The 25,101-nt window shown below is 28.4% G+C and carries 30 protein-coding genes; 25 read left to right on the top strand and 5 right to left on the bottom strand.

Annotated features, from left to right (window positions below; all coding sequences use genetic code 11):
* Positions 1-55: 55 nt before the first annotated feature.
* From AXY43_RS14120 to AXY43_RS14105, 4 genes are all read right to left on the bottom strand, one after another.
* A complete protein-coding gene (locus AXY43_RS14120) occupies positions 56-871 on the bottom strand; it encodes an MBL fold metallo-hydrolase (RefSeq protein ID WP_023976237.1) in 816 nt (271 codons plus the stop codon).
* A gap of 17 nt (positions 872-888) precedes the next feature.
* Entirely contained in the window at positions 889-1,320 is a 432-nt protein-coding gene (locus tag AXY43_RS14115) for a DMT family transporter (protein WP_012061214.1), read from the bottom strand.
* Positions 1,321-1,409: 89 nt separating this feature from the next.
* Positions 1,410-1,886 carry a dUTP diphosphatase gene (locus AXY43_RS14110; RefSeq protein WP_012061213.1) on the bottom strand — a complete coding sequence of 159 codons (477 nt, stop codon included), beginning with the start codon at positions 1,884-1,886 and terminating at the stop codon, positions 1,410-1,412.
* Between the two features lie 285 nt (positions 1,887-2,171).
* The gene (locus AXY43_RS14105; protein ID WP_105411729.1) at positions 2,172-2,711 is read right to left on the bottom strand and encodes a hypothetical protein; all 540 of its coding nucleotides are present in this window, start codon (positions 2,709-2,711) and stop codon (positions 2,172-2,174) included.
* Positions 2,712-3,086: 375 nt separating this feature from the next.
* Between AXY43_RS14105 and AXY43_RS14100 the strand changes: the two genes are divergently transcribed.
* The 14 genes from AXY43_RS14100 to AXY43_RS14035 all read left to right on the top strand — a co-directional run bounded on the left by AXY43_RS14100 (position 3,087) and on the right by AXY43_RS14035 (position 17,166).
* Positions 3,087-4,352 carry a UDP-N-acetylglucosamine 1-carboxyvinyltransferase gene (locus AXY43_RS14100; protein WP_012061211.1) on the top strand — a complete coding sequence of 422 codons (1,266 nt, stop codon included), beginning with the start codon at positions 3,087-3,089 and terminating at the stop codon, positions 4,350-4,352.
* Positions 4,353-4,378: 26 nt separating this feature from the next.
* Entirely contained in the window at positions 4,379-5,170 is a 792-nt protein-coding gene (locus tag AXY43_RS14095) for an MBL fold metallo-hydrolase (RefSeq protein WP_023976236.1), read from the top strand.
* A gap of 70 nt (positions 5,171-5,240) precedes the next feature.
* Positions 5,241-5,744 carry an SEC-C metal-binding domain-containing protein gene (locus AXY43_RS14090; RefSeq protein ID WP_012061209.1) on the top strand — a complete coding sequence of 168 codons (504 nt, stop codon included), beginning with the start codon at positions 5,241-5,243 and terminating at the stop codon, positions 5,742-5,744.
* 277 nt (positions 5,745-6,021) lie between these two features.
* Complete coding sequence (locus tag AXY43_RS14085; protein WP_077869928.1) at positions 6,022-8,196, top strand: methyl-accepting chemotaxis protein; 2,175 nt, start codon at positions 6,022-6,024, stop codon at positions 8,194-8,196.
* A 492-nt stretch (positions 8,197-8,688) separates the two neighbouring features.
* A complete protein-coding gene (locus AXY43_RS14080) occupies positions 8,689-10,116 on the top strand; it encodes an MFS transporter (RefSeq protein WP_012061207.1) in 1,428 nt (475 codons plus the stop codon).
* Between the two features lie 159 nt (positions 10,117-10,275).
* Positions 10,276-10,755 (top strand): 23S rRNA (pseudouridine(1915)-N(3))-methyltransferase RlmH, encoded by a 480-nt coding sequence (gene rlmH, locus AXY43_RS14075; protein ID WP_012061206.1) that lies wholly within the window; start codon positions 10,276-10,278, stop codon positions 10,753-10,755.
* Positions 10,756-10,848: 93 nt separating this feature from the next.
* Positions 10,849-11,541, top strand: coding sequence for a hypothetical protein (locus AXY43_RS14070; RefSeq protein WP_105411728.1), 693 nt, complete (start codon positions 10,849-10,851; stop codon positions 11,539-11,541).
* Positions 11,538-13,319 (top strand): ORC-CDC6 family AAA ATPase, encoded by a 1,782-nt coding sequence (locus AXY43_RS14065; protein WP_105411727.1) that lies wholly within the window; start codon positions 11,538-11,540, stop codon positions 13,317-13,319. The genes AXY43_RS14070 and AXY43_RS14065 overlap by 4 nt, the downstream gene beginning before the upstream one ends.
* 165 nt (positions 13,320-13,484) lie before the next feature.
* Entirely contained in the window at positions 13,485-14,471 is a 987-nt protein-coding gene (locus AXY43_RS14060; RefSeq protein WP_105411726.1) for a helix-turn-helix transcriptional regulator, read from the top strand.
* 110 nt (positions 14,472-14,581) lie between these two features.
* A complete protein-coding gene (locus AXY43_RS14055) occupies positions 14,582-15,580 on the top strand; it encodes an SHOCT domain-containing protein (RefSeq protein WP_181246111.1) in 999 nt (332 codons plus the stop codon).
* A gap of 114 nt (positions 15,581-15,694) precedes the next feature.
* Positions 15,695-16,048: a hypothetical protein gene (locus AXY43_RS14050; protein WP_242986249.1), complete on the top strand. Its 354-nt coding sequence runs from the start codon at positions 15,695-15,697 to the stop codon at positions 16,046-16,048.
* A 5-nt stretch (positions 16,049-16,053) separates the two neighbouring features.
* Positions 16,054-16,368 carry a hypothetical protein gene (locus AXY43_RS14045; protein WP_105411725.1) on the top strand — a complete coding sequence of 105 codons (315 nt, stop codon included), beginning with the start codon at positions 16,054-16,056 and terminating at the stop codon, positions 16,366-16,368.
* Between the two features lie 117 nt (positions 16,369-16,485).
* The gene (locus AXY43_RS14040) at positions 16,486-16,791 is read left to right on the top strand and encodes a DUF960 family protein (RefSeq protein ID WP_105411724.1); all 306 of its coding nucleotides are present in this window, start codon (positions 16,486-16,488) and stop codon (positions 16,789-16,791) included.
* An 18-nt stretch (positions 16,792-16,809) separates the two neighbouring features.
* A complete protein-coding gene (locus AXY43_RS14035; RefSeq protein ID WP_105411723.1) occupies positions 16,810-17,166 on the top strand; it encodes a hypothetical protein in 357 nt (118 codons plus the stop codon).
* Positions 17,167-17,195: 29 nt separating this feature from the next.
* Here AXY43_RS14035 and AXY43_RS14030 read toward each other — a convergent pair whose 3' ends face one another.
* Positions 17,196-17,546 carry a helix-turn-helix domain-containing protein gene (locus AXY43_RS14030; protein ID WP_242986251.1) on the bottom strand — a complete coding sequence of 117 codons (351 nt, stop codon included), beginning with the start codon at positions 17,544-17,546 and terminating at the stop codon, positions 17,196-17,198.
* Between the two features lie 166 nt (positions 17,547-17,712).
* Here AXY43_RS14030 and AXY43_RS14025 point away from each other — a divergent pair, with 166 nt between their 5' ends.
* The 11 genes from AXY43_RS14025 (at position 17,713) to AXY43_RS13990 (ending at position 24,971) form a co-directional block, all read left to right on the top strand.
* Positions 17,713-17,904: a helix-turn-helix domain-containing protein gene (locus AXY43_RS14025; protein ID WP_105411722.1), complete on the top strand. Its 192-nt coding sequence runs from the start codon at positions 17,713-17,715 to the stop codon at positions 17,902-17,904.
* Positions 17,905-18,003: 99 nt separating this feature from the next.
* A complete protein-coding gene (locus tag AXY43_RS14020; protein WP_105411721.1) occupies positions 18,004-18,864 on the top strand; it encodes an Ig-like domain-containing protein in 861 nt (286 codons plus the stop codon).
* A 60-nt stretch (positions 18,865-18,924) separates the two neighbouring features.
* Positions 18,925-19,086, top strand: a complete 162-nt coding sequence (locus tag AXY43_RS27990) for a hypothetical protein (protein WP_181246112.1) — start codon at positions 18,925-18,927, stop codon at positions 19,084-19,086.
* Positions 19,087-19,095: 9 nt separating this feature from the next.
* Positions 19,096-19,260, top strand: a complete 165-nt coding sequence (locus tag AXY43_RS27985; protein ID WP_181246113.1) for a hypothetical protein — start codon at positions 19,096-19,098, stop codon at positions 19,258-19,260.
* A gap of 99 nt (positions 19,261-19,359) precedes the next feature.
* Positions 19,360-19,509: a hypothetical protein gene (locus AXY43_RS27980; RefSeq protein ID WP_181246114.1), complete on the top strand. Its 150-nt coding sequence runs from the start codon at positions 19,360-19,362 to the stop codon at positions 19,507-19,509.
* Between the two features lie 128 nt (positions 19,510-19,637).
* A complete protein-coding gene (locus AXY43_RS14015) occupies positions 19,638-20,666 on the top strand; it encodes a helix-turn-helix domain-containing protein (RefSeq protein ID WP_105411720.1) in 1,029 nt (342 codons plus the stop codon).
* A 414-nt stretch (positions 20,667-21,080) separates the two neighbouring features.
* A complete protein-coding gene (locus AXY43_RS14010) occupies positions 21,081-21,554 on the top strand; it encodes a hypothetical protein (protein WP_105411719.1) in 474 nt (157 codons plus the stop codon).
* 51 nt (positions 21,555-21,605) lie between these two features.
* Entirely contained in the window at positions 21,606-21,947 is a 342-nt protein-coding gene (locus AXY43_RS14005; protein WP_105411718.1) for a hypothetical protein, read from the top strand.
* Positions 21,948-22,009: 62 nt separating this feature from the next.
* Positions 22,010-22,438 carry a hypothetical protein gene (locus tag AXY43_RS14000; RefSeq protein WP_105411717.1) on the top strand — a complete coding sequence of 143 codons (429 nt, stop codon included), beginning with the start codon at positions 22,010-22,012 and terminating at the stop codon, positions 22,436-22,438.
* 31 nt (positions 22,439-22,469) lie between these two features.
* Positions 22,470-24,197: a DUF927 domain-containing protein gene (locus AXY43_RS13995; protein ID WP_105411716.1), complete on the top strand. Its 1,728-nt coding sequence runs from the start codon at positions 22,470-22,472 to the stop codon at positions 24,195-24,197.
* 414 nt (positions 24,198-24,611) lie between these two features.
* Positions 24,612-24,971 carry a hypothetical protein gene (locus AXY43_RS13990; protein WP_105411715.1) on the top strand — a complete coding sequence of 120 codons (360 nt, stop codon included), beginning with the start codon at positions 24,612-24,614 and terminating at the stop codon, positions 24,969-24,971.
* The last annotated feature ends 130 nt before the right edge of the window (positions 24,972-25,101 follow it).

Genomic DNA, 25,101 nt, shown 5'->3' with positions numbered 1-25,101 from the left:
ATTAAAAATAAATACAAGTATGAAACTTGAATAAAAATAATAATCAATCTACCATTTAAAAACTGTAGGTCTCCCCTATGTCTATAATTTTTATAGCTTTATCATTTAAATTTAATAATGATTCTTCAGTTTCCTGAAAATTCTCTAATGAAATTTTAAAAGTTTTATAATGAATTGGTATCATTGTAGGGCAAGACATCATTTTAAACATTTCATAACTCTGTTCTGGCGTACAATGCATATACGAAAATCTATCAGGTTTATAACAACCTACAGGCATTAATGCAACATCACAGGATATATTCTTAAAATTATTGGTGAGAGCTGTATCGCCTGCGAAGAACACGCTTTTATTTTCTCTTTCGATTAAATATGAAATACTTTCATCATCATGTCCAAAATAGAAGCGTCTCCCATCATGATTAGCTTGGTAAGCAGTAATTTTTATAAAGTCATCTCTATATACATCTCCAGGATGTAATAAAAATACATTTTTAAAACCAAGCAGTCTAGCAATACGAGTATATCCTTTTGGAACAATAAAGACAGCATCTTTATTTAATTTTTTTAGAGATGAAAAATTTAAATGATCCATATGTCCATGTGATAGTAGTATATAGTCTACTTTTAAATCATTTATGTATACTGGTTTTTTTACAAGTCTCTTAAAATATCCTAAGGAATTGGAAAATACAGGGTCAGTTATAATAATTTTATTTGATAGATTAATAATTGTGGTAGCATGACCAAACCAATTAATTGAATTTTTCATAATTTTATCAGATTTTATTTCAGCGCTTTTTTTTACATATTCTTTTATATTGTTAATTGTTAAATGGAATAAAAAATTAATGTTAGAAAAAAGATTCAAGTCCTCTCCGTCCTCTCCTAATGATTCCACTTAAATATTACAATACCAGCAATCATAATAGCAATACCTAAAAAATGATTTAATGAAAATCTAAGTCGTTCACTGCCAAATAACCCAAAGGCATCTATAAGTGCAGCAGCAAGTAATTGGGATATTAATATAATACCAATACCGAAGGTAGGTCCCATTGAGCTAACACTTTTTATTACGGTAAAGGTTATAACAACCCCTAGTGCGCCACCTAATAAATAAAGCTTGTTGGAATCCTTCAAATTAGAATAATTACCATCACCTAAAAATAAAAAAATGATAAGGCTTAAGACAAGGGCAATTATCTGAACTAATAATGTAGTTTCCCATACTCCGATTTTCTCACCTAGTCTGGTATTAAATACACCTTGAATACTCATAGCAATTCCAGAAATTATTGCACATATTATTCCAAACATAACATCACCTCAGAATTATTATTCCCCTAAGAATATTAAATATTATAAAAAATAAAAATGGTGTTATGTAATTAGCATGAATGCATTAATTAAAGTATAACCAAGTTGTCTAAATCCTTAATAAATTGATTTTGTATTTGAGATTCTGAAAAACCTAATGTCAATCCTAGACTTAATAGGTCTTCAAATAAAGTTAAGTAGTGATCTATAGATGGGAAAGCAATTAAATCATTTATGTCAATATATAGGTTTAGAAACTGATCACTTAAACAATAGTCATTAGGTGCCATAGATACTGCAATTAAATCTGTATATTTATGATCAATACCTAGTGTTAAGACTTGAGAAATACAAGTTATATATTTATCGAATATAGCACTGATGTTAACAGGTCTAGATTTTTTTAGTAAGTAGCTAAAACAATTAGTTTCACTAGCTAATGCACCAAGAGAGATTTCAAATTCTAGGTTTTTGCGTACTCGCAATTTGTGGGAGTCTAGCTCTTCATTTATAGATAAACTATCATTGTATTTTTTTTGTACTTTAAATAGTGGCTGAATATTCATAGTGAATCCTCCTACATTTCTAATAATAATATTATTTTACAAAATCTTTAAAATAAATGAAAGTTCGGAAAACGACTACAAAAAAATATTTTTAGAAAATTCGAAATTAAGAGATTATTTTTAAATTAATTTTACTTTCAAGGAAAATATAACTATAGATTTAGAGTGATTTTAAAAAATATAAAAAAAGACTGTACTGAATATAAAAATTCAATACAGTCCTAAAAACATAAACTAATTGGATTGTTTAACAGGCGATTTATTATGATAGTAAGAACGCTTAAACTAAAATTCTTTCAAAATATAAGATTTTAAGGGAGTATTCTTTTTTACCGTAGGAAGCTTCCATATTTCAACACTCTTAATTCTTAATTTAACAAGGTTATCAGTATTATATATCTCAGGGAAATTTAGCTTTACATCTTGCTTTTTATAGTCCTTAGGAAGATAACCTAAATTTGCAAGTGAAACAAAACTATCTCCAAAAGACTTAACAGTAAATCCGTTAAGTTCTAATATATCAAAAAGACTACGAGAAAGTCTCCTTATATAACCTTTATCGTCTATTTTTAAATTTATACTTTTGGTAGGCTCAAACAAATAGACTAAATCACTTGCATCAATTCTAAAACTCTTATAAGGTGCTATAATTTTATCAACAACTGGATATAATTTATCCAAATTTGGATTTTCAATAGATGTTAATAAGACAAAAGGCATAGGTGAGTTTCTATTTGCTCTGAATTTTTTTGACATATTCCTTTGTATTGGTGATATTACTTGATAGGTTTCCTCATCAAATAATGCAACTATATAGTACTTCATGATAAACCTCACAATCTCAATATATTGTATTAATAAAAATCTTAGTAAATTATAACACAATAAATAGAATAAAAGAATAGAAGAATAATTAAATAGTAATTATAAGAATAATTAGGTTTTTAAGGATATTTTTTCAATAAAAGAAATATTTATTCCAGTAATATATGTTTTAAGGGATATAATTACAACAAAACCATAAGAAAAATTGTGTTGTAACACATATATAGTTAAAAAAGTGTTGATGGACTGAAAAAATGTATTTAAATAAATTTAGTTTATGATATAATAATTAAAGTAGATTTTAATTATAAAATAGGTTAATAATGTAAAATAATATATATGATAATATAGATTTTAATAGATAGGGTGAATTCAATGGAGAGATTAGTTATAAACGGCGGAAACTTGCTAGAAGGTACTGTTGATATCAATGGGGCCAAGAATGCAGCAGTAGCAATATTACCAGCAGCTATAATGGCAAGTGATGGAAAATGCATAATTGATAACATACCAGATATTGAAGATGTACACTGCTTGGAAAGAATACTTAGAAGCTTAGGTTGCGATATTATTAAGATAGATAACAATACTTTAGAAATAGATAGTTCTAATGTAAATAATTTTGATGCGTGCACGGATGATGTTAGAAGAATGAGAGCTTCATATTATTTCATTGGAGCTTTATTAGCACGATTTAAGAAAGCAAGAGTAGTTCTTCCAGGAGGATGTTCAATAGGGGTAAGACCAATTGACCAACATATAAAAGGATTTGAAGCTTTAGGAGCTGATGTGTTTATAGAGCACGGAGCAGTTAATGTTAAAGCTGATAAGCTAGTAGGCGCTAATATATTTTTTGATGTAGTTTCAGTAGGAGCAACAATAAATGTTATGATTGCGGCAACATTAGCAGAGGGGGTAACAGTGCTAGAAAATGTAGCAAAGGAACCTCATGTTGTTGATGTTGCGAATTTCTTAAATTCAATGGGAGCTGACATAAGAGGCGCAGGAACAGATGTAATAAGAATTAAAGGAGTAGAAAGTCTAAAAGGCTGTTCTTATAGCGTAATACCAGATCAAATTGAAGCTGGTACATTCATGATAGCAGCTGTTGCTACAGGTGGAGATGTTTATATAAGAAATGTTATACCAAAGCATTTAGAATCAATTACAGCTAAGCTTACAGAGATGGGGGCAGTGATTGAAGAAGGTGATGATTGTATTAGAGTTACCGTGAAGTCACCACTTAAGGGTGTGAATATAAAAACCACACCATATCCAGGATTTCCAACGGATATTCAGCAACCAATGTCAACATTGCTAAGTATTGTACCGGGAAGAAGCTTAATTACTGAATCTATTTGGGAGAATAGGCATAAACACATAGATGAATTGAAAAAGATGGGAGCCAATATTAAAGTTGAAGGCAGAGTTGCGATTATAGATGGAGCGCAAAAATTGACAGGCGCAGTAGTAAAGGCAACAGATTTAAGAGCAGGTGCTGCCATGGTTATTGCGGGATTAGTTGCAGAGGGAACAACTGAAATAACTAGTATAGAGCATATTGATAGAGGATATCCTCATATAGAAAATAAGTTTAGAGCTTTAGGGGCAGATATTAAGAGAATAGAAGTTGATGAATAGTATAAATTAAAGGGGAGGAGATTGGAATGATATTTTGTTCTTTATATAGTGGCAGTAGCGGTAATAGTATGTTTATTGCCTCAAATAAAGCTAAGATATTAATTGATGCAGGACTCCCAGGTAAAAAAATTGATTTAGCGTTGCAAGAAATTAATGAAAATCCAAAAGACTTGAACGGAATTTTTATAACTCATGAGCATAGTGATCATATCAAAGGGGTTGGAGTACTGTCTAGAAAGTATGACATTCCTATATATGCAAATGCTGATACTTGGTCTGCTATGGAAAGCTTAATTGGAAATATAAAAGAGCATAACATAAAAGTAATTGATAAAAGATCATTTACTGAAATAGAGGATATGAGTATTAAAGCATTTAATATTCCGCATGATGCAGCCGCGCCAATGGGGTATACAGTTAGCTCAGGAGAAAAAAACATAAGTGTAGCAACTGATTTTGGAACTTTTACAAGAGAAATTTATGATAATATAAAAGATTCAGAAGTTATTCTTCTTGAAAGTAACCACGATGTAAATATGCTTAAGTTTGGACCATATCCATATCCTTTGAAACGTAGGATATTGAGCGAAATAGGACATTTATCTAATGATGATTGTGGGAGTGCCATAGTTGAACTATATAAATGTTCAACTAAGAAAAAGATTATTTTAGGGCATTTGAGTAATACTAATAATCAACCAGATTTAGCATATCAAACTGTTTTAAACGTGCTAAATGAAAATGGAATTAAGCTAAAAGAGGACATAATATTAACTATGGCAAACAGACATAATCCTAGCAGTTATATAGAGATATAGTTTATTTGAGCTTATAATTTATAGAAATATATTATATATAATCAATGAAGATTTAAGGGAGGACTTAAAAATGAGTTTATATACAAATTGGACTGACATGGTTGTTGACTATGTAAAAACTAAGGGAGAAAATGCTTTCTGGGAAGAATATAGTAAATTAGAAAAATCAATATATAAAGATTTATTAGCTAATCATAAAAGTGTTAAAAAGACTACAATAAATGAATTAGCTAAAGATTATGATTCCACAGTAGAATTTGCTATGGGATTTATGGATGGTATTAATGATAGTTTAAAAACTCAATATGATCTTGAGACTATAGATGCTGATACAGAAATAGTACTTGATATAAATCTAGAAACTTTATATTTGAATATGCTAGATGCAAAAGCAGAATATTTATACACATTACCACAATGGGATGGAATATTCTCAGTGGAAAAAAGAAATGAAATACAAAAACAATACAAGGAATCTAAGATAGTAAGAAATCTAGATAAGGTTGGAAGAAATGATATGTGCCCATGTGGAAGTGGGAAGAAATATAAGAAATGTTGTGGAAAAGATAAATAATATAATTACATATAAGTAAACTCTATGTTTAGAGGAGTTTACTATTCAATGTAGTAAAAAACCCTAGTTTAGATAGGGTTTTTTTCTTTATTAATGGTTTCGTGAAAAATAACAATTCACAAAAATCAATATAGTTGGTATAATTATGTTATACAAGGAATTGTAGTAAATAAATAGTAATGCTATGAAAGCACAAGTATGGATTTAAAAAATCTGTATTTAGTGCTTTATTTTTTTATTAAAAGTAGATATAAGAATAATATATGGGGGGATTGCTATGAGTTTAAAGCTTAAATATCTGTTGAATAGAAATCTAAAGGAACATTCAGAAAAAGTATTTGAAGGAATATCAAATGGAAGAAAAAAGGCATTAGATAACTGGTTTAATGACAAGTGGGCACAATTAGAAAATATTAAGAATTCACTTGTGGCATTAGAAGACAATGATAATATAGTATGTAATTATTTAATTGAAACCGTAAAAAAGCATGAGGACTTTTGCGAAATATTTGTTTTAGATGAGAAAGGAATAGTATCAGTTTCTTCGTGCAAAGAGCATATTGGATTAGATATGAGTGATTTACCTAATCTAAAAGCTGGATTAGAAGGTAGGCCTTTAATGTATGGACCATATATTGATAAAAGAACCCTACATACTGATATAAGTAATAAGAAATTTGCTGATGATGTTACATTAATGTTTTCCAGTACATGCAAAAATCACAGTAATCAAATTAGAATATTATGCTGCAGAACACTAAATGATGATATGAGCAACGTAATTCAAGATGAGGATACTCATATATATAAGGATTCTGGAGATAATTACTTATTTATGGTGAAGACTAGCAGAGATATTAAGCCCGGAACAGCAATATCTAGAAGCAGATTTGAGGATAATACATTTACTTTAGGTGAGAATCTTAAAGATGGAGTTAAAACAAAGAGTTGGGGTACAGTTAGAATTAAAGAGCATACCGAATTTGAAATAATTTTTAATGATCCGGCTACAAGTAAATTACATCGAGGAGTTGAAAATACAATTCGAAATGGTGAAAATCTAGATTGTTGGCCTGGATATCCAGATTACAGACATATAATGGTGGGAGGTAAGGGAACATTAATAAAACCCCCGAACTGTGATGAGGTATGGGGAATGATGTGTGAGGGTGATATAGCTGAGATATATAATTTTCAAAGTATTAATTTAAAGATGCCAATATCTATATCAATAATATCAGCAATTTTAATTGCAGTAAATTTTATAGCAATTAAATTATCACCGAATAATAGTATATTTACATCTATAGCAATGTGGATTATATTATCACTGTTTTCGTTATTAATATCTAAAAGAATGATTTCATCCCCTTTAAGTAGAACGATAAATATATTACAAGATATTGCGGAAGGCGAAGGAAATTTAACCAAAAGAGTTGAAAAAATGTCATCAGATGAAATCGGAGAGCTGTCGCGATGGTTCAATAAATTCATAAATAATCAGATGAGCATGTTATATAGAGTGAAAAGATCAGCTAAAACTACAAAAAAATCAGTAAATATAGTTTCTAATATAACAAGCGAAGTTAAAAATGGAATGGGAGTCATTGAAAATACAGTGATAACTTTACTGGAAAATTCTAAAGACCAAAATCTAGTATTCCAAAATACAAAAAACAAATTTTCAGATATTACAGCATCTATTCAGGAAATGGATAGTCTTATATTAGAAGTATCAGGTATAGTTGAAGGAACTAATGAAAGTGCAGCATCGGCACAAAGCATATCAAAAGAAGTCTTGAGTAATATGGAGGATTTAGAAAAGACCATCGAGAATACAGTAGAATCTATAAGTACTTTACAGGGATATTCACAGGAGATAAGTGAAGTAATTAATGTTATAAGAAATATAAGTAAGCAGACACAACTTCTAGCGCTTAATGCATCAATTGAAGCTGCAAGAGCAGGAGAGAGTGGAAAAGGATTTTCTGTAGTAGCGGAAGAAATATCTAAGCTAGCACTAGAAACAGAAAGTGCTACCAAGTCAATAAGTAATGTCATTAATCAAGTCCAAAAACAGACACAAGCAACATTTGAATATGCAGAAGAGATAAATACTAAGGTAGATATATCTACAGCGAGTGTAAAAGAATCTATTCAATCATTTGATCATATTAATGATGATGTAAATATAATAGCTAATGCGATGCAGTCAATATCAGAAATAACTTCGACCCAGAGCCAAAGTGTTGGGGATGTTATGAATAATTTAAGCACTATGGCAGATAAAATAGAACAATCTACCGAAAATAGTTCAAATAAAAGTGAAGAATCACTGTCTATGGTTAAAAAAATATTATTAGAAATAAGACAACTAAAGCAAGCAACCGATGTACTGGAATATTCGTCAGATAATTTAAATGAGATGGTTGGATCATTTAAATTAAAGTAAAAAATAATATAAAATATAATTAATATCATGCTTTTGTTAATGTAAGAGGAAACTAATAGTAAGTCTTAATTATTAGGGAATTTTTAATCTATCATTTGGAAACATTATTTGCACGCAGTTTTTTTGATAGCATGTTAGCAAAAGCATGGTTTAATAATTAGAGGATAATCAAGTCAATACAATTAAATTTCTATAAAGCAAATTTTTTAGAACATACATATTAAAACTGTACAAATAATATAAAGAACTTTATCCATAGAATTAGAATAAAATGTGGATAATTTTTTTTATGAACTTTAAAATGTGGATTATATTTTTATATTTAGAGAATTATCATACCATTTGTGTAAATAATAAAAATATATTATAATTTTATATAGTTGCAAGTGCAACTATATAAGTTGTGATTAGGTTTATGAATGTTGAGTTATTATATATAAACTCTATTTTTACAGCTAGATAAAACATGTATAAACAGAAAGGATAAAACATATGGAAAGTACGGATAAAAAAAGATGGTTAATATTATTTACTACTGTACTACTGACATTTATGTCCACACTTGATAGTAGTATAGTGAATGTAGCACTTCCTGTAATGTCGCAGAGGCTTGCAGTAAGTATGGCATCTATAGAATGGGTAGTAACGAGCTATTTAATAGTTATTGTAGGAACTATTCTTATATTTGGAAGATTAGCTGATATTAAGGGTAAAACTTCAGTTTTTAAATTGGGTATAATTATTTTCACGATTGGTTCACTTTTATGTGGATTATCTAATTCATTAGTAATGTTAGTCTTCTCGAGAATATTGCAAGCAATTGGAGCTGCAGGAACCATGTCTACAAGTCAAGGAATTATAACTCAGGTTTTTCCAAGAAACGAAAGAGGAAGGGCGCTAGGATTAAATGGAACTTTTGTAGCATTAGGTTCAATGATAGGTCCACCAGTAGGAGGAATAATTGTATCGATTTTAAGTTGGCAGTATATTTTTTTAATAAATGTGCCTATAGGAATTTTGGCATTAGCTTTAGCAATGAAGACACTTCCTAAAAATTCTAATAATTCAAATGAAAAATTAGATATAAAAGGTGCAACTTTATTTGGATCAACTATGGTACTTTTATTCAGTGCTTTAACTTTTGGCAAGGAAATTGGATATGACAATATAGGAATCATTATATCATTTGTTGTCTCTATTATATTATTTATTTTATTTATAATTGTTGAAAAAAGAATTGATGAACCATTATTGAAACTAGAGATATTTAGTAATTCATTATTTTCGCTCAGTATTTTTTGTGCATTCATTTCATTTGTGGCAATAAGTTGTTCAAATATTATATTGCCATTTTACCTACAATACGTGATGAAACTAGCTCCTTCAGTTACTGGTGTATTAATGATGGTATCACCAATAATTTTATCAGTTGTTGCTCCAATGAGTGGGTATATATCAGATAGAATAGGATCTGAAGTTTTAACATTTTTAGGACTTATTGGAACTAGCCTAGGTTTATTTTTAATATCAACTTTAAATGAATATTCTCACATAGGTGCATTAATTGCCTTTATAGCAATAATGACACTAGGAAATGGGATGTTTCAGTCACCAAATAATTCATTAGTTATGTCTACAGTAGATACAAAAAATTTAGGGATTGCTGGAAGTATAAATGCGTTAGTTAGAAATTTAGGAATGGTTTTTGGAATATCACTATCAACAACTCTTTTATACAATAGGATGAGTAGTCAAATAGGATATCATGTTACAGGATATATAGAGGGAAGAGATGATATTTTTGTATATGGGATGCAATATGTATATGTTGCCGCAGCTATAATATGTGCATTAGGAGCAGTGTTAACAGCATACAGACTATATAAGACAAAATCTAGAATTAAAGTTGAAGCTCTATAAATGAATAGAATGATATCTCTAATTTTTGTTAGTTTAAAACTTAGTATAAAATATAAATAGTATTAAGAAATAAAAACTGTAGCTGAGTAAAGAATTTAGCTACAGTTTTTATTTTTAGTTATAATATAGGTATGCATAAAATAATTAAAGGAGATAACAATGAACATAACGATAATAACAGTTGGTAAAATAAAGGAAAAGTATTTAAGGGATGCTATAGAAGAATATTCAAAAAGATTAGGAAGGTATTGCAAATTAGATATAGTTGAATTGGTGGATGAAAAAACACCAGATAATGCGTCAGAAAAAGAAGAAGAGGTAATTAAAGAGAAAGAGGGGCAAGGAATACTAAATAAAATTAAAGACAATATGTTCGTTATAGCAATGGATTTAGGTGGAAAGCAACTAACATCAGAAGAATTTGCAGGATACATAGATAACTTGGGGGTAACAGGAAATCCCAATATAGCATTTATAATAGGAGGAAGCCTAGGAATCTCAAAAAGTGTTTTAGCAAGAGCTAATTATAAATTATGCTTTTCAAAGATGACATTTCCACATCAGCTTTTTAGAGTAATGCTATTAGAGCAAATTTATAGAGGATTTAGAATAATTAAAGGTGAACCATATCATAAGTAAATGCGAACTTTACTAAAATTGGTAATGAACTATATATGTAAAAAGAATAAAAAATGGTATAATAATTGGGAATAATATTAGAGGTGTATAGTTATGTCATATATAAGAAATCAAATCCAAGAAAGTATACTTAAACCAATAAAATTAATACAAGACAATACATTAAGTGATAATAATTTAACTGATATGATGAATTGCTTAAATTCATTGATTAAGATATCTGAATATATAACCGAAAAAGATGAAGAGATAGGGATAATATGGAATGAAATAATTAATGATATAATTTCAGTAATTCATAGTGCAATTTCAGGATTTTACCATAGTGGTTCTATATGTTTGCGAAGTATATTGGAATTAGCATCTGGCTCATTTTATTATTATGACCATAAAATAGAATATAATTTACTTAAAGATTATAATTACCCTGCGGATAAATATGTAAGCACTTTAGTAAACGACTATTCATTCTATAAAACTGCTTATATAGAATCATTCTATAAAGATATAAGAAAATTAGAAAAATCAGAAAATGATATATCTCAGAAATTAAAAAAAATATATTCTGATTTATGTGATATAGTACACGGTAGATATAAAACATTAACAAAAACAAAGGGGCTTGAAATTAAATATAGTAAATCTGATTATAAACTGTTTGAAAACTATTTTTATAACGTTATGAGTATTATTTCTGTAATGTTTATATTAAGATTTAATTATTATGAAGATGAAGATATAATTAAATTAGCTAATAAAATAAAAGTGGGAGAGTTTAAGAAATGAGTAATTCGTTAGGTGATTATATAGTAGATAGAACAGAGAGTTTAAATGATGATTTTGTAAAAGATTATTTTGTAGATAGAAATGATGGAAAAATTATAAGACTGCTAGATTCAGAACAATATATATTTGAAGGTAGTAGAGGAATAGGAAAAACAATGCTGATGAGGGTTGCAGAAATCCAAGCAAAAAATGACTTCAATAAAGATAGTATTTTAGCAGTTTGGATTAGTTTTGAAGAGTCATTAAACTTAGAGAGAATAAATATAAATGATTCAAAATCAGCAGACCCTTTTTTACAATGGACAATGGGAAAAATTTTATCAGAAACTTTAAAAAAGATAATATCGCTCAAGCCATCTTGTGAAGATGAATTAAGTAAAAGGTTATCAAAAATTTTTAATAATGCTGCAAATGATAAAGTAGAAAAGTTTGGTTATTATACCGGATTATTAAATACATATGTTGAACTTTTACAACAAGGTGATATTGAAAGCAATAATGAACTAAAGGATAAAACACCATCATTAGAGCTGATGAAAATATTGGATAATCCTGCAAGTTTCAAAGAATTTCTATTGAGTTTATGTAAGGAATTTAATCTTAGTAGAATAGTATTGTTATTTGATGAAGCTGCACATGTATTTTCATCTCCCCAACAAGAAAAGTTTTTTACATTATTTAAAAGTTTGAGAAATCCGCAAATAGCCTGCAAAGCAGCAGTATATCCTGGTATAACAAATTATGGAAAATACTTTGAAAAAGGACAAGATGCTAAGGAATTAAGAATTGATTGGATGCCTAGTAATATAAATGATGTTAATTATATAAGGGAAATCCTAAAAGTAAGAATACAGAATCATAATAAATTATATTGGAATAAACTAACTATAAATGATGATATTATAAATACTATATGTGTTTGTAGTAATGGAAATCCTAGATTTGCATTTCATATAATTGATGAATTAGAAAATATAAATGCATTTAAGAAAAAGACAATTACAAATACAGTAACAATAAACGCAATAAGAAAAGTATTTGATAATAAATGGAGAGAATTCAATACTTTACAAGAGAGAATGCCTAAATATAAAATTTATATTAAGGAGGCAGAAATATTTATTAAGGAAGTTGTTATACCTAATTTAAGAGCTTGGAATGCTAAAAGACGAGATGGGAATAAAAAATTATCATCAGGATTATATATCGAAACGGCAGCATATGATAAGATTCATGAAATATTTGATATACTTGCGTATTATAATATTATTACTATTAATTATAGTAAAAAGAGTTTAGGGAAGGGTGGATATTATGGGTATTATATAACATTAAATCCAAGTATACTTTTTTCAGACTTAATAATAAAAGATGTAAAAGAAATATCAGATATGTCTATAGCTATAGAAAATAACCAAGCCTATTTTATGTCTACTACGCAAATACAAGAACTATGTAATAAAGTTAAACTGCAAAATGAGTACAAATGCAGTAATAAAAATTGCACTTTTACAACCAATGATGAAAACTATAATTTTTGTCCTATCTGTGGAGGTAAAATAAAAAAAGAGGAAGAAGTATCTTTGTATAAAATATTACGTTCTCATAGTATAGATAACTTAGGATTAAGTAACTTTATCAAAGACAAATTAAGAAGTAAATTTAATAATATTGGAGAAATTCAAGATGCTTCACCAGATGAAATTAGAATGAAGCAAATACAAGATGTAAGAATTGAAAAAATTAAAAATGCAGTAATAGAATATATGGCAGGATAGAAACTTTAACATATAGAAAATTTAATATAATACATATTAATTAGTAATAATTAAAAGGACTTATATCATTAAATTAATATTGATATGAGTCTTTTTTACATGGACTAATTTTGTCCTTATATATATTGTATGCTATTTTATATAAGAGGTTGGAGGTAATAAATTATGAATGAAGATGATAAGAAAAGAGAAGGTAAATCAAAGTCATATAGGATATTAAATCTTTATGAGAGATTTAACAGAGGGGAAGTTAAGAGTAAGAAGTTTTTAGCAACTATATATGAAGTAGATGAAAAAACAATTCAAAGAGATATAGATGAGTTAAGGTATTACTTAGAAAGTGACGAGGAAAATCCAAAAACCATTGTATATAACAAGAATAAAAAAGGTTATGAAATGATAAATCGTACAGGCTTTAAATTTGCTGATAGAGATATTTTTTCATTATCTAAAGTTATTCTTGAATCAAGAGCTTTTTCAAATCAAGAGATGGATAGAATAATGGATATATTAAATTATCAATGCCAAGATAATCAGTTGTTAAGAAAAATTATTAGTAATGAAAGATTCAATTATGTAGCACCTAGGCACAATAAAAATATAATTGATTTTATTTGGAAGATTAGTATTAGTATCCAAGAACAGAAATTAGTTGAAGTAAAGTATGAGAGACAAGATGGAAATATTAAAGAATATAAATTAAAGCCACTGGGATTAGTGTTTAGTGAATATTATTTCTATTTGGTTGGTGAAATTGTAGGCAAAAGAGAAAATCATCCAATTGTATTTAGAGTAGATAGGTTTCAAAAATATAGTATAACAGAAGAAAAGTTTTCGATGCCATATAAAGATAGGTTTGAAGAGGGAGAATTCCATAAGAAAATACAATTCATGTATACTGGAGAACTAATTACAATACAGTTTAAGTTTTGGGGAGATTCATTGGAAGCAATGCTTGATAGATTACCAACTTCAAAAGTAGTACGATATGACGAGAAGGATAATAGACCAATAATTGAAGCAGAGGTTTATGGAGAGGGGGTAAAGAGATGGTTACTTTCTCAAAAAGAATTTTTAGAAGTAATAAGACCAGTGGAATATAGAGAAGAAATAAAAGAAACCATAGAGAAAATGTTACGGAACTATTCATAGATATTATATTTTGTTGTCATAACAAGGAATTTATAAAAGTATGTGGTAGAATATATAATTATATACATAATATGATAAAATATGTGTAAAAGTAACTATGGAGGGATAATATGAATAATAGTGAGGGAAATAATAAGTTTGAATTAGCATTAACTACAGCATTAAAAATACCAGGAGTGAAAGTAGATAGGACTAGCTTTTTAATAAAAGAACTAAGTAATCATGTTTCGGAAGAAAAAATTAATCAGGCTATTAAATCAAATACAATAGAAGCAGGAATTGATTTGTTTGTATTGGACAAGATAGCAAAAAATATAGTAAGTAAAAGGACAACTCAAACAGCAGGAGCTTCTTTTTTTGCAGGACTACCAGGTGGACTTGCTATGGCGGCAACTATACCAGCAGATACATTGCAATTTTTTGGAGTGGCACTTAAGATTGCACAGGAATTAGCTTATCTATATGGTTTTGAAGATTTATGGAAAGATGATAGTATTGATAGTGAAAGAGTGAAAAATGAATTAACACTTTTTCTAGGAGCAATGTTTGGTGTTGGTGGAGCAAATACTGCACTAAGATTAATTTCAACTAACATGGCAAAGCAAGTATTAAAAAAATTACCACAGCAAGCATTAACTAAAACTATATATTATCCTATAATAAAGAAAATAGCAGCGACAATAGGTTTAAAGATGACAAAGGATACATTTGCTAAAGGAGCATCTAAAGCAATACCTATTTTAGGTGGTGTAATTTCTGGTGGGCTAACATATATGTCTATGAAGCCTATGGGAAATAGATTAAGGGAAGCATTAGCAAATTCAATAAATAAAAATTATACAGAAGAAGATTTGAAAAGTGATATTCAAGATTTAGAAAGAGAGACAGGAGAAGCTATAGATATTGAATATGAAGCTGCAGATACTGAATATAAAGATATAATTGAAGAAGCTTCTATAGAAAAGGAAGAAAGTTCTAATATAAATAAGTTCAATTTAACAGATGAACTTGTAAAATTAAAGAAGATACTTGATGATGGTATAATAACAGAAGAAGAATTTAAAGAAATTAAAAAGGATTTAATACATAAGAGTATGCAGGCGAATTAATGGGAATATATAAATATATATTATGATAGTAGAATATAAAATATAAAATATAAAAGGAATACTTAGAGCAATAAGAGCTTGAGTATTCCTTTTGTTATTTCAAGGAGGTAATAAATGATGATAAAACTATATAAAAAAGACCAATTAGAAGAAATAAAAGCAAGGTATTTAAAGAAAATGCTACAAGAAGCAGAGGAAATAATAGCACTATTGGATGAAAACTATGGAGCTAATAGAGATGTAGAAAAAGACCTAGGGGGATATATAGCACTATTGGAATCAAAAGAAGATGTTGCAGAAATAAAAGCTAATAGTATAAAAGGACTACTTCCAGAGTATACAGATATTATAAAGAGTGATGATGGCATTGATTACTATTCATCACTTTTTCTATTATCCGATGATTATTCCATTGTAGTGTTTTCAACTAAGGAGCTTCATGAAATGTTAATAGAAAAGGAGTTGTAATTGAAATGGCAAAGCAAACTGAAACCAAAATAATAAAAGAAACGAGCTATTGTAAAATCTATAATAAAGTAAGCATAGAAGATGATGATTACTATAGTTGCATAGAGCGAATCGAAGTCAAAGAGAAAAAGCGTGAGGAGATACGATTTGCACTATATAAAGACACTATAAGGGGAGACAACAGATACGTCCCAAGGTCTTTGGATGTTACAGAGATGCAACTATTAGAGCTAATAAAGAAGGCTATACAAAATAAAGTATTTTCAGATGAATTCATTGATATGCTAAAACAAGAATTGAATAATAACAAAAAATCCTAATTGCTAAGTTAATAGTGATTAGGATTTTCTTATAGATTCGGGTGAAATCTATAAGAGTATTTTACTATAAAACTAGACTTATATGTAAGAAAAAATTTAAAGATAGGATGATGAAGTATGTTTAATAAAGAGAATAGTTATGTAAGCAGAGGTGCAAATTCAGCAATAGATATTAGACTACAACTTATAATGTGGAATTTAATTGATGAGCTAAAGATGAAAGTAAAAGTAGATTACTTGCAAATTTTTAGAATATCAAAAGAGGATAATAAGAAAATAATAATAGAACATGAACAGGAAGTACCTAAATACAAAGAAAAATATTCTATAGAGCTTTCAGATATTGAGATTACTGGTGTTATAAAGGTATATGTAATTGATAGCGTTGATTATTCAACTATGATTTTGGCAGAAGAATATTAATAAAATGGAGTAATAATAATGGATAAAGATTTAGTAAATGGAATAGCATTTGAAATTGACGAAAAACAGAGAGTTGGAACAATGAGAGTAGATTGGAATGGTTCAAATGGCAGTATATGCAATCAATGGAATCCAACAAAGCTTCTATTGGAGCTTAAAACAGCCTCGAAAATAGACCTTGGGAAATTACAGAAGGAGCTAAACTTCGTTGAATTTGACCTTCTTTCGAGCTTTCAGAAGGTAGAAAAATACTGTAGTGGTACAGGCTATGACAAAGAGCAACCGTTCAGTATTTCATCAGATTCTTATAATTACGGAATTAAACTAATACCAGTTAAGGACGCTTATAGTTATATATATGTATACCTAAAATAGTATGCCTTTCACGTAATATTAACTATAGCCTATTTATCATCTCTAATAGTCTTTTTAGCTTTCAAATAATAAAGCAATTCTTTTTTATCTTCTATGTTCCAATCTTTAAAATCCTTTAGTAATTCAATGATAGGAATAAAATCTGTATCTTCAATAGCACTACTAAATAAACTATTTTCAGTATCATCAATGAAATAAGATACTGGTGTATTCAAAGTATTAGCAATAATTTTTAGGTTGTCTATTGAAGGGTTACTTCTGCTATTTTCAATATCACTTAAAAATGATACAGAAATCTTTTCATTAGTATCTTTTGATAATTGCTTTAATGATAACCCTTTAGCTTTTCTAATAGATTTTAGCTTATCTCCTAAGTCCATAATAGCCTCCTTAAAATTCCGTAAATAACGTATTAATTTTAGTATAAACAAAACTAAATAAATTGTAAAATCCTTTGTAATTCTGGTAAAATATTATACTTTAAGCGTAAAAATAATTGCTTTATTACGTTAATATCGTATAATGAATTGTGTGGGGGTGTTAAGGTTGGATAATATAGGTGAAAAAATAAAATGTGAAAGGCTTAAGAAGAGCTTAAAGCAATATGAGCTAGCAGAAAAAGCAGGGATTTCAAATACCTACCTTTCGGATATAGAAGTAGCAAGGACAAAACCATCACTAAAAGTATTGGAAAAGATAGCGAAGGCATTAGAGATTAATATCAAGGAATTTTTCTAAAAGGACAATAAGTGTCCATGCTATTAAAGCATAATGGAGTTATCAAATAGCTTTCAAAAAGGAGAGCATTGAAATAATAAATCCAAGGGGGAATATATAATGAAAAAAGTATCAAAATTAATTGCAAGTGTATTATTAGGTGTATCTGTAGTAGCTTTTAGTCCGGTAGTTGAAGCACATGCAGAATGGAGGAACAACAATGTAGGCTGGTGGTGGCATGAGGGCACATTCTACGGAGACTATGTTACAAATGCTTGGCGATTAATCAATTACAAGTGGTATTATTTTGGAGCAGATGGCTATATGTTGCATGATACAATCACACCAGATGGTTACCGAGTAGGCTCAGATGGTTCTTGGATTACTAATAATCCTATAAAAGCAACTGGAAATTCTGCTAGTGTAGACTTAGCGAATTCAAATGCACCAGGAGTGATTCTAGATAATAATAGTTTAAATCTAAAAGTAGGGGAAATTGGCAATGTAAAATTAGTAAAAATAAGCACTAATTATACTGGCAATTCATTACCTCCGACAGTAATATGGTCTAGTAGTAATCCCAATGTAGCTAAAGTTGAGTGGGGAAAAATTACAGCAGTTTCAGAAGGTCAAGCTACAATAACATGTAAAACAACAGATGAAAATATACCAGGGGCTACATGTCTGGTTACAGTTAGTCCATCTATTAATAATCAAAACAATTCTGTACCAGCAGTAATATTAAATAAGCCTAGTATGACTTTAAATGTAGGAGAAATAAAAGCATTGCCTGTACCAACTGTTATTAATAATCCAGCAGATACTAGTGTAAATCATTTAGTGTGGTCTAGTAATAATAACAGCGTTGCGACAGTACAAGCAGGCAGGGTAACTGCGGTTGGAGTAGGAACAGCTACGATAACATGTGCTACACAAGATGGAAACGAAAAACCAGATACTTGTGTAGTAACAGTTAGGTAGGAATAAAAAGCTTTGTGCATTGTGATATAACAATGCATGTAATAATAGGAGTAAGTTATAATGCCAATAAAATCTAAGCGAGAAGTAGTTTGTAAACAATGCGGAAAGAAATTCATTGTTGAATGTAATGATGGAATAACAGTTGAAGAATTAAAAAAGCTTAATGAGAAACTATGCATGAAATGTAGAATTATTAGAATGATAAAAGGCAGATTAAATTAGGAGGAAAATATGAGATTTATATTCGGTTTACTACTAATAATAGGGATTATTTGGTTGCTAATATTTTTAGGAACTTTAGTCGGATTATTAGGTCTTATGGCTATAAGAATAGCTATTATGTTTGGTATACCTATACTTATAATAGGTGGAATATACAAGATGATTAAAAAATAATATATAAATGCAATATGTAAAATGAAGTATTGATGTCTAAAAGGATATTGATACTTCATTTTTATTTTTAGCAATTAAAGAATAAAAGGAGATTATGAAATGCAGGAAATAATGATTTTAGTGTTAGAAGTTATACTTTTAATATTGAAGATGAAGCTAAGTCCTCAAGAGGCTACACGAGAAACGGCTGAGAAGTACAATGTACCATTTTCAAAGCTTTGGGAAGCAGTTCCTAAGAGTTGGAAATAATAAAGTTCCCAAGGATATTCTAAAATTAGATAGCCTTGGGGTTATTATTACAATAGGTATATAGTAATATATACTATAATAGAGATTAGGACAAGTCTGCTAATTTTTTTTGTAAGGGGTGTGAACCAATGAAAAAAGACAACAAAAGAATAAAGGAGTTAGAGGAACATTTAAGCAAAACTGAGAAAAGTGATAGGTTATATAAATTATCAGAAAGAATTAGAGTGTTAATAAATTATTATAAAGGTATGAATAACAGTGATAATGCAAAGAAACATAATATATCAATAAGAACCATAAATAGGTGGGTAAATAGATACGAAGAAAAAGGAAAAGATTATATTGGCAATGTGGATTATACAGGACGTACACCGAAGATAAATGAAGAACAAATAGAAGAAATAGAAGCTTTATTGGAAAATAATCCATTAAAATTAGGATTGAATTATTCAATCTGGAATGGTTCGTTGTTAAAAAGATATATTAAAAATACACTGAATATAGAAGTTAGTAAAATATATTGTGAAAATATATTAAGTAAGAGTAAGACCATTTTTAAAGCTAGCAACTATGATGTGAGAAAAAATAATGAACTCATAAAAATAATCAATGAATTAATAATGGAATATGAATCGAATTCTAATTATAGCGTTTGGTATTTTGATACATACTATTTGGGAAGAAATATATTGAAGGATATAAATATTACTAAAAAGGAAGAAGATAAGGATGACATCAAAAAGAAAGAAGAAGAGCTTGAAAGAATGCTTAAGGGCAATAGTATATACATATATGAAAAGTATATTATATATGGATTTTGTAACTTAGGAGCAGAATGTCCATTTGAATATGATATTAAAAGTAATATTAATAAAGAAACTTTTATTGATATTGCAAAAGAATTTGTAAATGGAAAGAAGCAAGAACTTAATGAGAATACAAAAGTAATGATAATTATGGAAAGCAACAATGTATTTAAAAGTATAATGACTCAGGATATAGAAGCCAAAGTAATATTTCTTCCAAAGAACTTAGCAAATATGAATAAGATTAATTTAGTTTGGGATAAAATATGTAAAAGTAGCTTTAATATCATGGGAAAGCCACGTAGGCAAATTCAAGATGAATTTGAAATTTTAATAAATAAAATATTCTGAAACAGGACAAATTAAAATATAATAAGTAGATGAAAAGACAGAAATTATTATAATAAGTAAATAAAGTTGAAAATAGGTGAAAAATCCGTTTGTAGAAGCATACATACGGATTTTTTTTGCTTTTAAAAAAAAATTAATTAGTCTCTAATTTGGAATGATTTCTAGATTAGAATTTGATTAATTTTTGATATATATCGGTATTTTGAATGAGATAGAAATATGTAATATTATCAAATTGTAAGGAAAATAACTTCAAAAAAGCAGTATTACATGGAGGAATAAAAATGAGGATAACATGATTTTGATAAGATTACAAAAATAAGCAGTAAAATTGCTCTATGAAAATTGAATATTGATGGAAACTATAAAAATTTTAAATATTAGGAGGAATTAATATATGAAAAAAATGAGTTTATGTTTAGTAAGAATATGGATGAAGTATATAGAGCTTTTATAAATAAAGATTGGGTTAGGGAAGACCACTATTCTGATTGTAATGGTGTTTATAGATTTTGTGCAGTAGCGAAATACAAAGGACTGAATGAAAAAAATATAAATGAAGCTGTTTTGAATTTAACTAAGAAGTTATATAAACTTCCTATAATTCCATCAAGAATATTTGTATCTGATTATGAATTAATTGAAGTAGAATGGGCTGCTAGAGATTATCAAATTGTTAATGACAAAATGCAATATTTAAAGTTATCATTAGAATTTGCAAAATTTTTAGATGAATGTGGTATTGATGAACTTATGATTAACTCTGGAGCATATAATGATGACCCAGAATTCTTTAAAGATTCTTTTAATACAAAATTCAATACAAATCCCAAATTTAATATTGAATGTTTTGGTCATAAGAATATTGAAATGCAATATTGTCTTTAAAAAATAATTGTATTCACAAGATTAAATATGACATTAAATGGGGGAATTGAAATGAACAAAAGTGTTATTTTGAGATATGATAAAGAAAGTTTTATAAATAGTTGCATAGATGGATATAAAGTTGTGATAAAAAAGAAAGGTATCCGCTTAGATGAAGTAAAATTGATAAGAAATACATTAGAGGCTGAAGGTTATTATGTAGAGCATTTTAAGCTTGATGGCTATGATACTTTAGAAGTTCAAGGCGGAATGGATGTTATGCCATGTGTGGAATCAATGCATGAGTTGGTGAAGGAAGTCAAATCAGAAGAAAGCTATTTAATAGATATATTTTATAATAAATTGAAATTCATTGATGTTGAGATAAGTTTGTATTTATCAGGATTATATTAATTAAAAACAGTATTAGGGCACTTATTTGAGTGTTCTAATAGAAAAAATTTAGAGGTGATTAAATGCAGAATAATATAACTATTATGAGAGACATATTTGATAGAAAGAATGTAATAGAAAAGGTAGTATTTTGGGATACTTTTAGTGGAGAAATGGAAAGCGTTAATTTTCCAGAAGGAGAAACCATTTTAACTATTGTAAAGTTTAAGTCGGAAGAAATGTATGGAAGAAATTTAGGAAATATAAAAGTTGAATTTATATGTGAAGACGATAAAGGTAATAGTTTAACTCAAATGTTCATTCTAAAAGAAGGTAAAAACAATAATTTTGCTAGATTTATCTTTCAAATTTTGGAGTGTGATTTAGAAGATGAAATTAATTTAAAAGATTTAGAAGGTAAAAAAATTATTGCTACTGTGGCACATTATTATAATGAAAAAGGGATTGGATATGCAAACATAGTGTATTGCAGACCTATAGAGGCAGAATAAGTAAGCATATTTTTTAGGAGTGTGAAATAACATGGCAGCAATGAAGAGGGCAAGAGAAATAATATATGATGATAAAAAGATTGAGAATAATAGTAATCTTTCAATTAGCACAAATGATAATAACAATATTGAAAAAATAAAAAATGAAGCAATGTTTGTTAATGATGAAGGTGATTTTCCAGTAAAAGTGGGGATGATAAAACGAAATATTGATACAAATAAATATACATCGCAATTGGATTTTTCATTTAAAGGAATCAATCATAAACTAGATGTTGAAAGGGGAAGCTATTTAAATAGAAGGAAGATAATGGAGCTTCAAAATTATGGATTGGATGTAACAGAAGAAAACGTCTTGAAATTAATAAGGCACTTACGATATACCGAAAGTAATGCTTTAGTAACGTTGGTACATTCTAGATTAGGATTTGATAAACTTGATGAAAAATATGTATTTAAGCATTATTTAGGGGTAAATACTCCGTCATCATATAGTGGGAAGTTAGATATAGAGCCTAAAGGAAACTATGGAAAATGGTTCACAACTATAAATCAACATGTAGTGAATAATATTCCACTTGAAACAATGTTAGTAATTGGGTTCTCATCTGCAATCGTAGGACTTTTAAGTTTGATATCTAACTCAGATTCCTTATTAGTTCATACCACAGGAGATAGCACTACAGGAAAAACTACTGCATCAATGCTTGCAATATCAATATGGGGGAATCCTAGTACAAAAATTAGTAATGGACTGGCTACAACTTGGAATGCCACGGAAAATGCAATGTTTAGCAATATAGTGGGCAATAGAGGTTTAGCGGTATTATTTGATGAAGTTTCAATGAATGATTCTCTAGATTTTACAAAGCATATTTACAAATTTACAGGGAATAAAGATAAACACAGGCTTGATAAAGAATCTAAATTAGAAGAGCCAGGAGAATGGGGTACTACTATTATATCGAATGGCGAATTTTCGATGATTGGAAAAGCTAAAAAAAATACTGGAGCAAAATTAAGGATTGTTGAACTTAATAATGTTGAGTGGACAAAGGATGCTGAAAGTGCAGATGTGATTCAAGAGACAATATTAGATAATTATGGACATGCGGGGATTGAGTTTGTAAAATTGTTACTCAAAGATGGTGTAGAGAAAATATATGAGGAAATAATGGAGCTGAAGAAACATACAATAGAAAAAATGAAAGAAGAGGGCATAACAGATAAATTTGTTGAGAGAAGAGCTTGGAAATACACAATACTTATGTATACAGTTATAAAGGTAAAAGAGCTGCTATCTATTCCTTTGCATGTTGAAGATATTTGGACTTTTCTAATTGAGAATGAAAAGGAATCAATGTCAACAAGGGATTTAAATAAAAATGCTTTTGATTACTTTAAGGAACTATTAAACATAAACTATAAAAAATTCTTACGTTCTGATTCTAAAGAAGCTATGTCTGATGATGAGGCAAAAGATTCAACATTTGAGACTATGGGAAAAATCAATGTATTATCCAATAAGGACTATAATGAAATTTGTATCTATCCAACTACATTTAGGAAAATTATGGATAATGGAGGGTTTGAAGATACAAAAACAATACTAAAAACTTGGAAAGAAGAGGGTATTTTAGATTGTGAAGCAGATAGATATACCAGAAAAAGAATAATTATTCAAAGTGGTGGTACTGTTTCGGTTTATGTTATAAGAATTAGTAAAGATGATTTAGTTGAAAATTTAGAAGATAACTAATGTGCATTTTCATGGGAAAAATCCCATGTACTTTTCATAAACGTGAAGACGAAAGTTGTTGATAATAGAGGAATTCAGACTAAGTTTCACGTTTTCCCGTTATATTTTTATTATTAATAATAAAAAGGATTTTTAATTAAATATAGTAGTATTTCTATATATATTTTAATATAAAGTATTAATAAATTTTTACGGGAAAACGGGAAAATAGGTTTTAAGTTGAGTAATAGACTAGTGTTCAATAAATTATATAACGGGAAGATTACGGGAATATGCACGTTATATATACGGAAAATCATTAAAAATTTAGTTAGAATTAATTAGAAATAAACTCATAACTAAAAATAAATAAATTAAAGGGTGAAGTAAAATGGCTGAATTAAGATTAATTGAATATAAAAGTAATGAAAAAATATGGAGCTAGGAACGCTTGACAGAAATGAATTTATAGAAGTATTGATTGCAGTAAACCCTGTTTATAACTGGTTAGAAGATAATATAGACCGTATTAGTTACAAACTATTAAAAGGATTCATAACTAATATAGTTCCATTAGGTAAAGCCGGGAAAAAGTATTTCAAAGTAATTGCACATAATAGGAATGGTTTTATTAAAGAGCTATGGAAAACGTACAATAAAATTGAAAAATTGTATCAAGAAGGAGACTTGAAGAAAAAATCATACATGGAGCTAGAGAACTTAGGTTATACAGGAATATTTTTAGATGAAAAATATCCAGTAAATGATGTACTTAAATACTTAAACCAAGAATAATACTATTAGCGAATTTAAAGAATACGTAAATATATATTATAAATCAGATACTAGAGGGGATGATTAAATATGAAAAATAAAAGAGAAGAAGCAACTGTAAAAGAAATAATTGAGGTGATTTCTGAAATCA

Source organism: Clostridium sp. MF28, from assembly GCF_002969175.1.
GTDB lineage: Bacteria > Bacillota > Clostridia > Clostridiales > Clostridiaceae > Clostridium > Clostridium beijerinckii.
This window is presented reverse-complemented; position numbering and strand designations above follow the sequence as displayed.

Bases quoted from the DNA above. Each gene is read 5' to 3' on its own strand.
- AXY43_RS27985 (WP_181246113.1), top strand. From the start codon at position 19,096: ATGAGATTTATATTCGGTTTACTACTAATAATAGGGATTATTTGGTTG.
- AXY43_RS14115 (WP_012061214.1), bottom strand. From the start codon at position 1,320: ATGTTTGGAATAATATGTGCAATAATTTCTGGAATTGCTATGAGTATT.
- AXY43_RS13990 (WP_105411715.1), top strand. From the start codon at position 24,612: ATGGAGCTAGGAACGCTTGACAGAAATGAATTTATAGAAGTATTGATT.
- AXY43_RS14060 (WP_105411726.1), top strand. From the start codon at position 13,485: ATGAATGAAGATGATAAGAAAAGAGAAGGTAAATCAAAGTCATATAGG.
- AXY43_RS14000 (WP_105411717.1), top strand. From the start codon at position 22,010: ATGCAGAATAATATAACTATTATGAGAGACATATTTGATAGAAAGAAT.
- AXY43_RS14110 (WP_012061213.1), bottom strand. From the start codon at position 1,886: ATGAATATTCAGCCACTATTTAAAGTACAAAAAAAATACAATGATAGT.
- AXY43_RS14045 (WP_105411725.1), top strand. From the start codon at position 16,054: ATGGCAAAGCAAACTGAAACCAAAATAATAAAAGAAACGAGCTATTGT.
- AXY43_RS14055 (WP_181246111.1), top strand. From the start codon at position 14,582: ATGAATAATAGTGAGGGAAATAATAAGTTTGAATTAGCATTAACTACA.
- AXY43_RS14035 (WP_105411723.1), top strand. From the start codon at position 16,810: ATGGATAAAGATTTAGTAAATGGAATAGCATTTGAAATTGACGAAAAA.
- AXY43_RS14070 (WP_105411728.1), top strand. From the start codon at position 10,849: ATGTCATATATAAGAAATCAAATCCAAGAAAGTATACTTAAACCAATA.
- AXY43_RS14090 (WP_012061209.1), top strand. From the start codon at position 5,241: ATGAGTTTATATACAAATTGGACTGACATGGTTGTTGACTATGTAAAA.
- AXY43_RS14040 (WP_105411724.1), top strand. From the start codon at position 16,486: ATGTTTAATAAAGAGAATAGTTATGTAAGCAGAGGTGCAAATTCAGCA.
- rlmH (WP_012061206.1), top strand. From the start codon at position 10,276: ATGAACATAACGATAATAACAGTTGGTAAAATAAAGGAAAAGTATTTA.
- AXY43_RS14050 (WP_242986249.1), top strand. From the start codon at position 15,695: ATGATGATAAAACTATATAAAAAAGACCAATTAGAAGAAATAAAAGCA.
- AXY43_RS14010 (WP_105411719.1), top strand. From the start codon at position 21,081: ATGTTTAGTAAGAATATGGATGAAGTATATAGAGCTTTTATAAATAAA.
- AXY43_RS13995 (WP_105411716.1), top strand. From the start codon at position 22,470: ATGGCAGCAATGAAGAGGGCAAGAGAAATAATATATGATGATAAAAAG.
- AXY43_RS14065 (WP_105411727.1), top strand. From the start codon at position 11,538: ATGAGTAATTCGTTAGGTGATTATATAGTAGATAGAACAGAGAGTTTA.
- AXY43_RS14005 (WP_105411718.1), top strand. From the start codon at position 21,606: ATGAACAAAAGTGTTATTTTGAGATATGATAAAGAAAGTTTTATAAAT.
- AXY43_RS14095 (WP_023976236.1), top strand. From the start codon at position 4,379: ATGATATTTTGTTCTTTATATAGTGGCAGTAGCGGTAATAGTATGTTT.
- AXY43_RS14030 (WP_242986251.1), bottom strand. From the start codon at position 17,546: ATGGACTTAGGAGATAAGCTAAAATCTATTAGAAAAGCTAAAGGGTTA.
- AXY43_RS27990 (WP_181246112.1), top strand. From the start codon at position 18,925: ATGCCAATAAAATCTAAGCGAGAAGTAGTTTGTAAACAATGCGGAAAG.
- AXY43_RS14100 (WP_012061211.1), top strand. From the start codon at position 3,087: ATGGAGAGATTAGTTATAAACGGCGGAAACTTGCTAGAAGGTACTGTT.
- AXY43_RS14085 (WP_077869928.1), top strand. From the start codon at position 6,022: ATGAGTTTAAAGCTTAAATATCTGTTGAATAGAAATCTAAAGGAACAT.
- AXY43_RS14105 (WP_105411729.1), bottom strand. From the start codon at position 2,711: ATGAAGTACTATATAGTTGCATTATTTGATGAGGAAACCTATCAAGTA.
- AXY43_RS14080 (WP_012061207.1), top strand. From the start codon at position 8,689: ATGGAAAGTACGGATAAAAAAAGATGGTTAATATTATTTACTACTGTA.
- AXY43_RS27980 (WP_181246114.1), top strand. From the start codon at position 19,360: ATGCAGGAAATAATGATTTTAGTGTTAGAAGTTATACTTTTAATATTG.
- AXY43_RS14015 (WP_105411720.1), top strand. From the start codon at position 19,638: ATGAAAAAAGACAACAAAAGAATAAAGGAGTTAGAGGAACATTTAAGC.
- AXY43_RS14020 (WP_105411721.1), top strand. From the start codon at position 18,004: ATGAAAAAAGTATCAAAATTAATTGCAAGTGTATTATTAGGTGTATCT.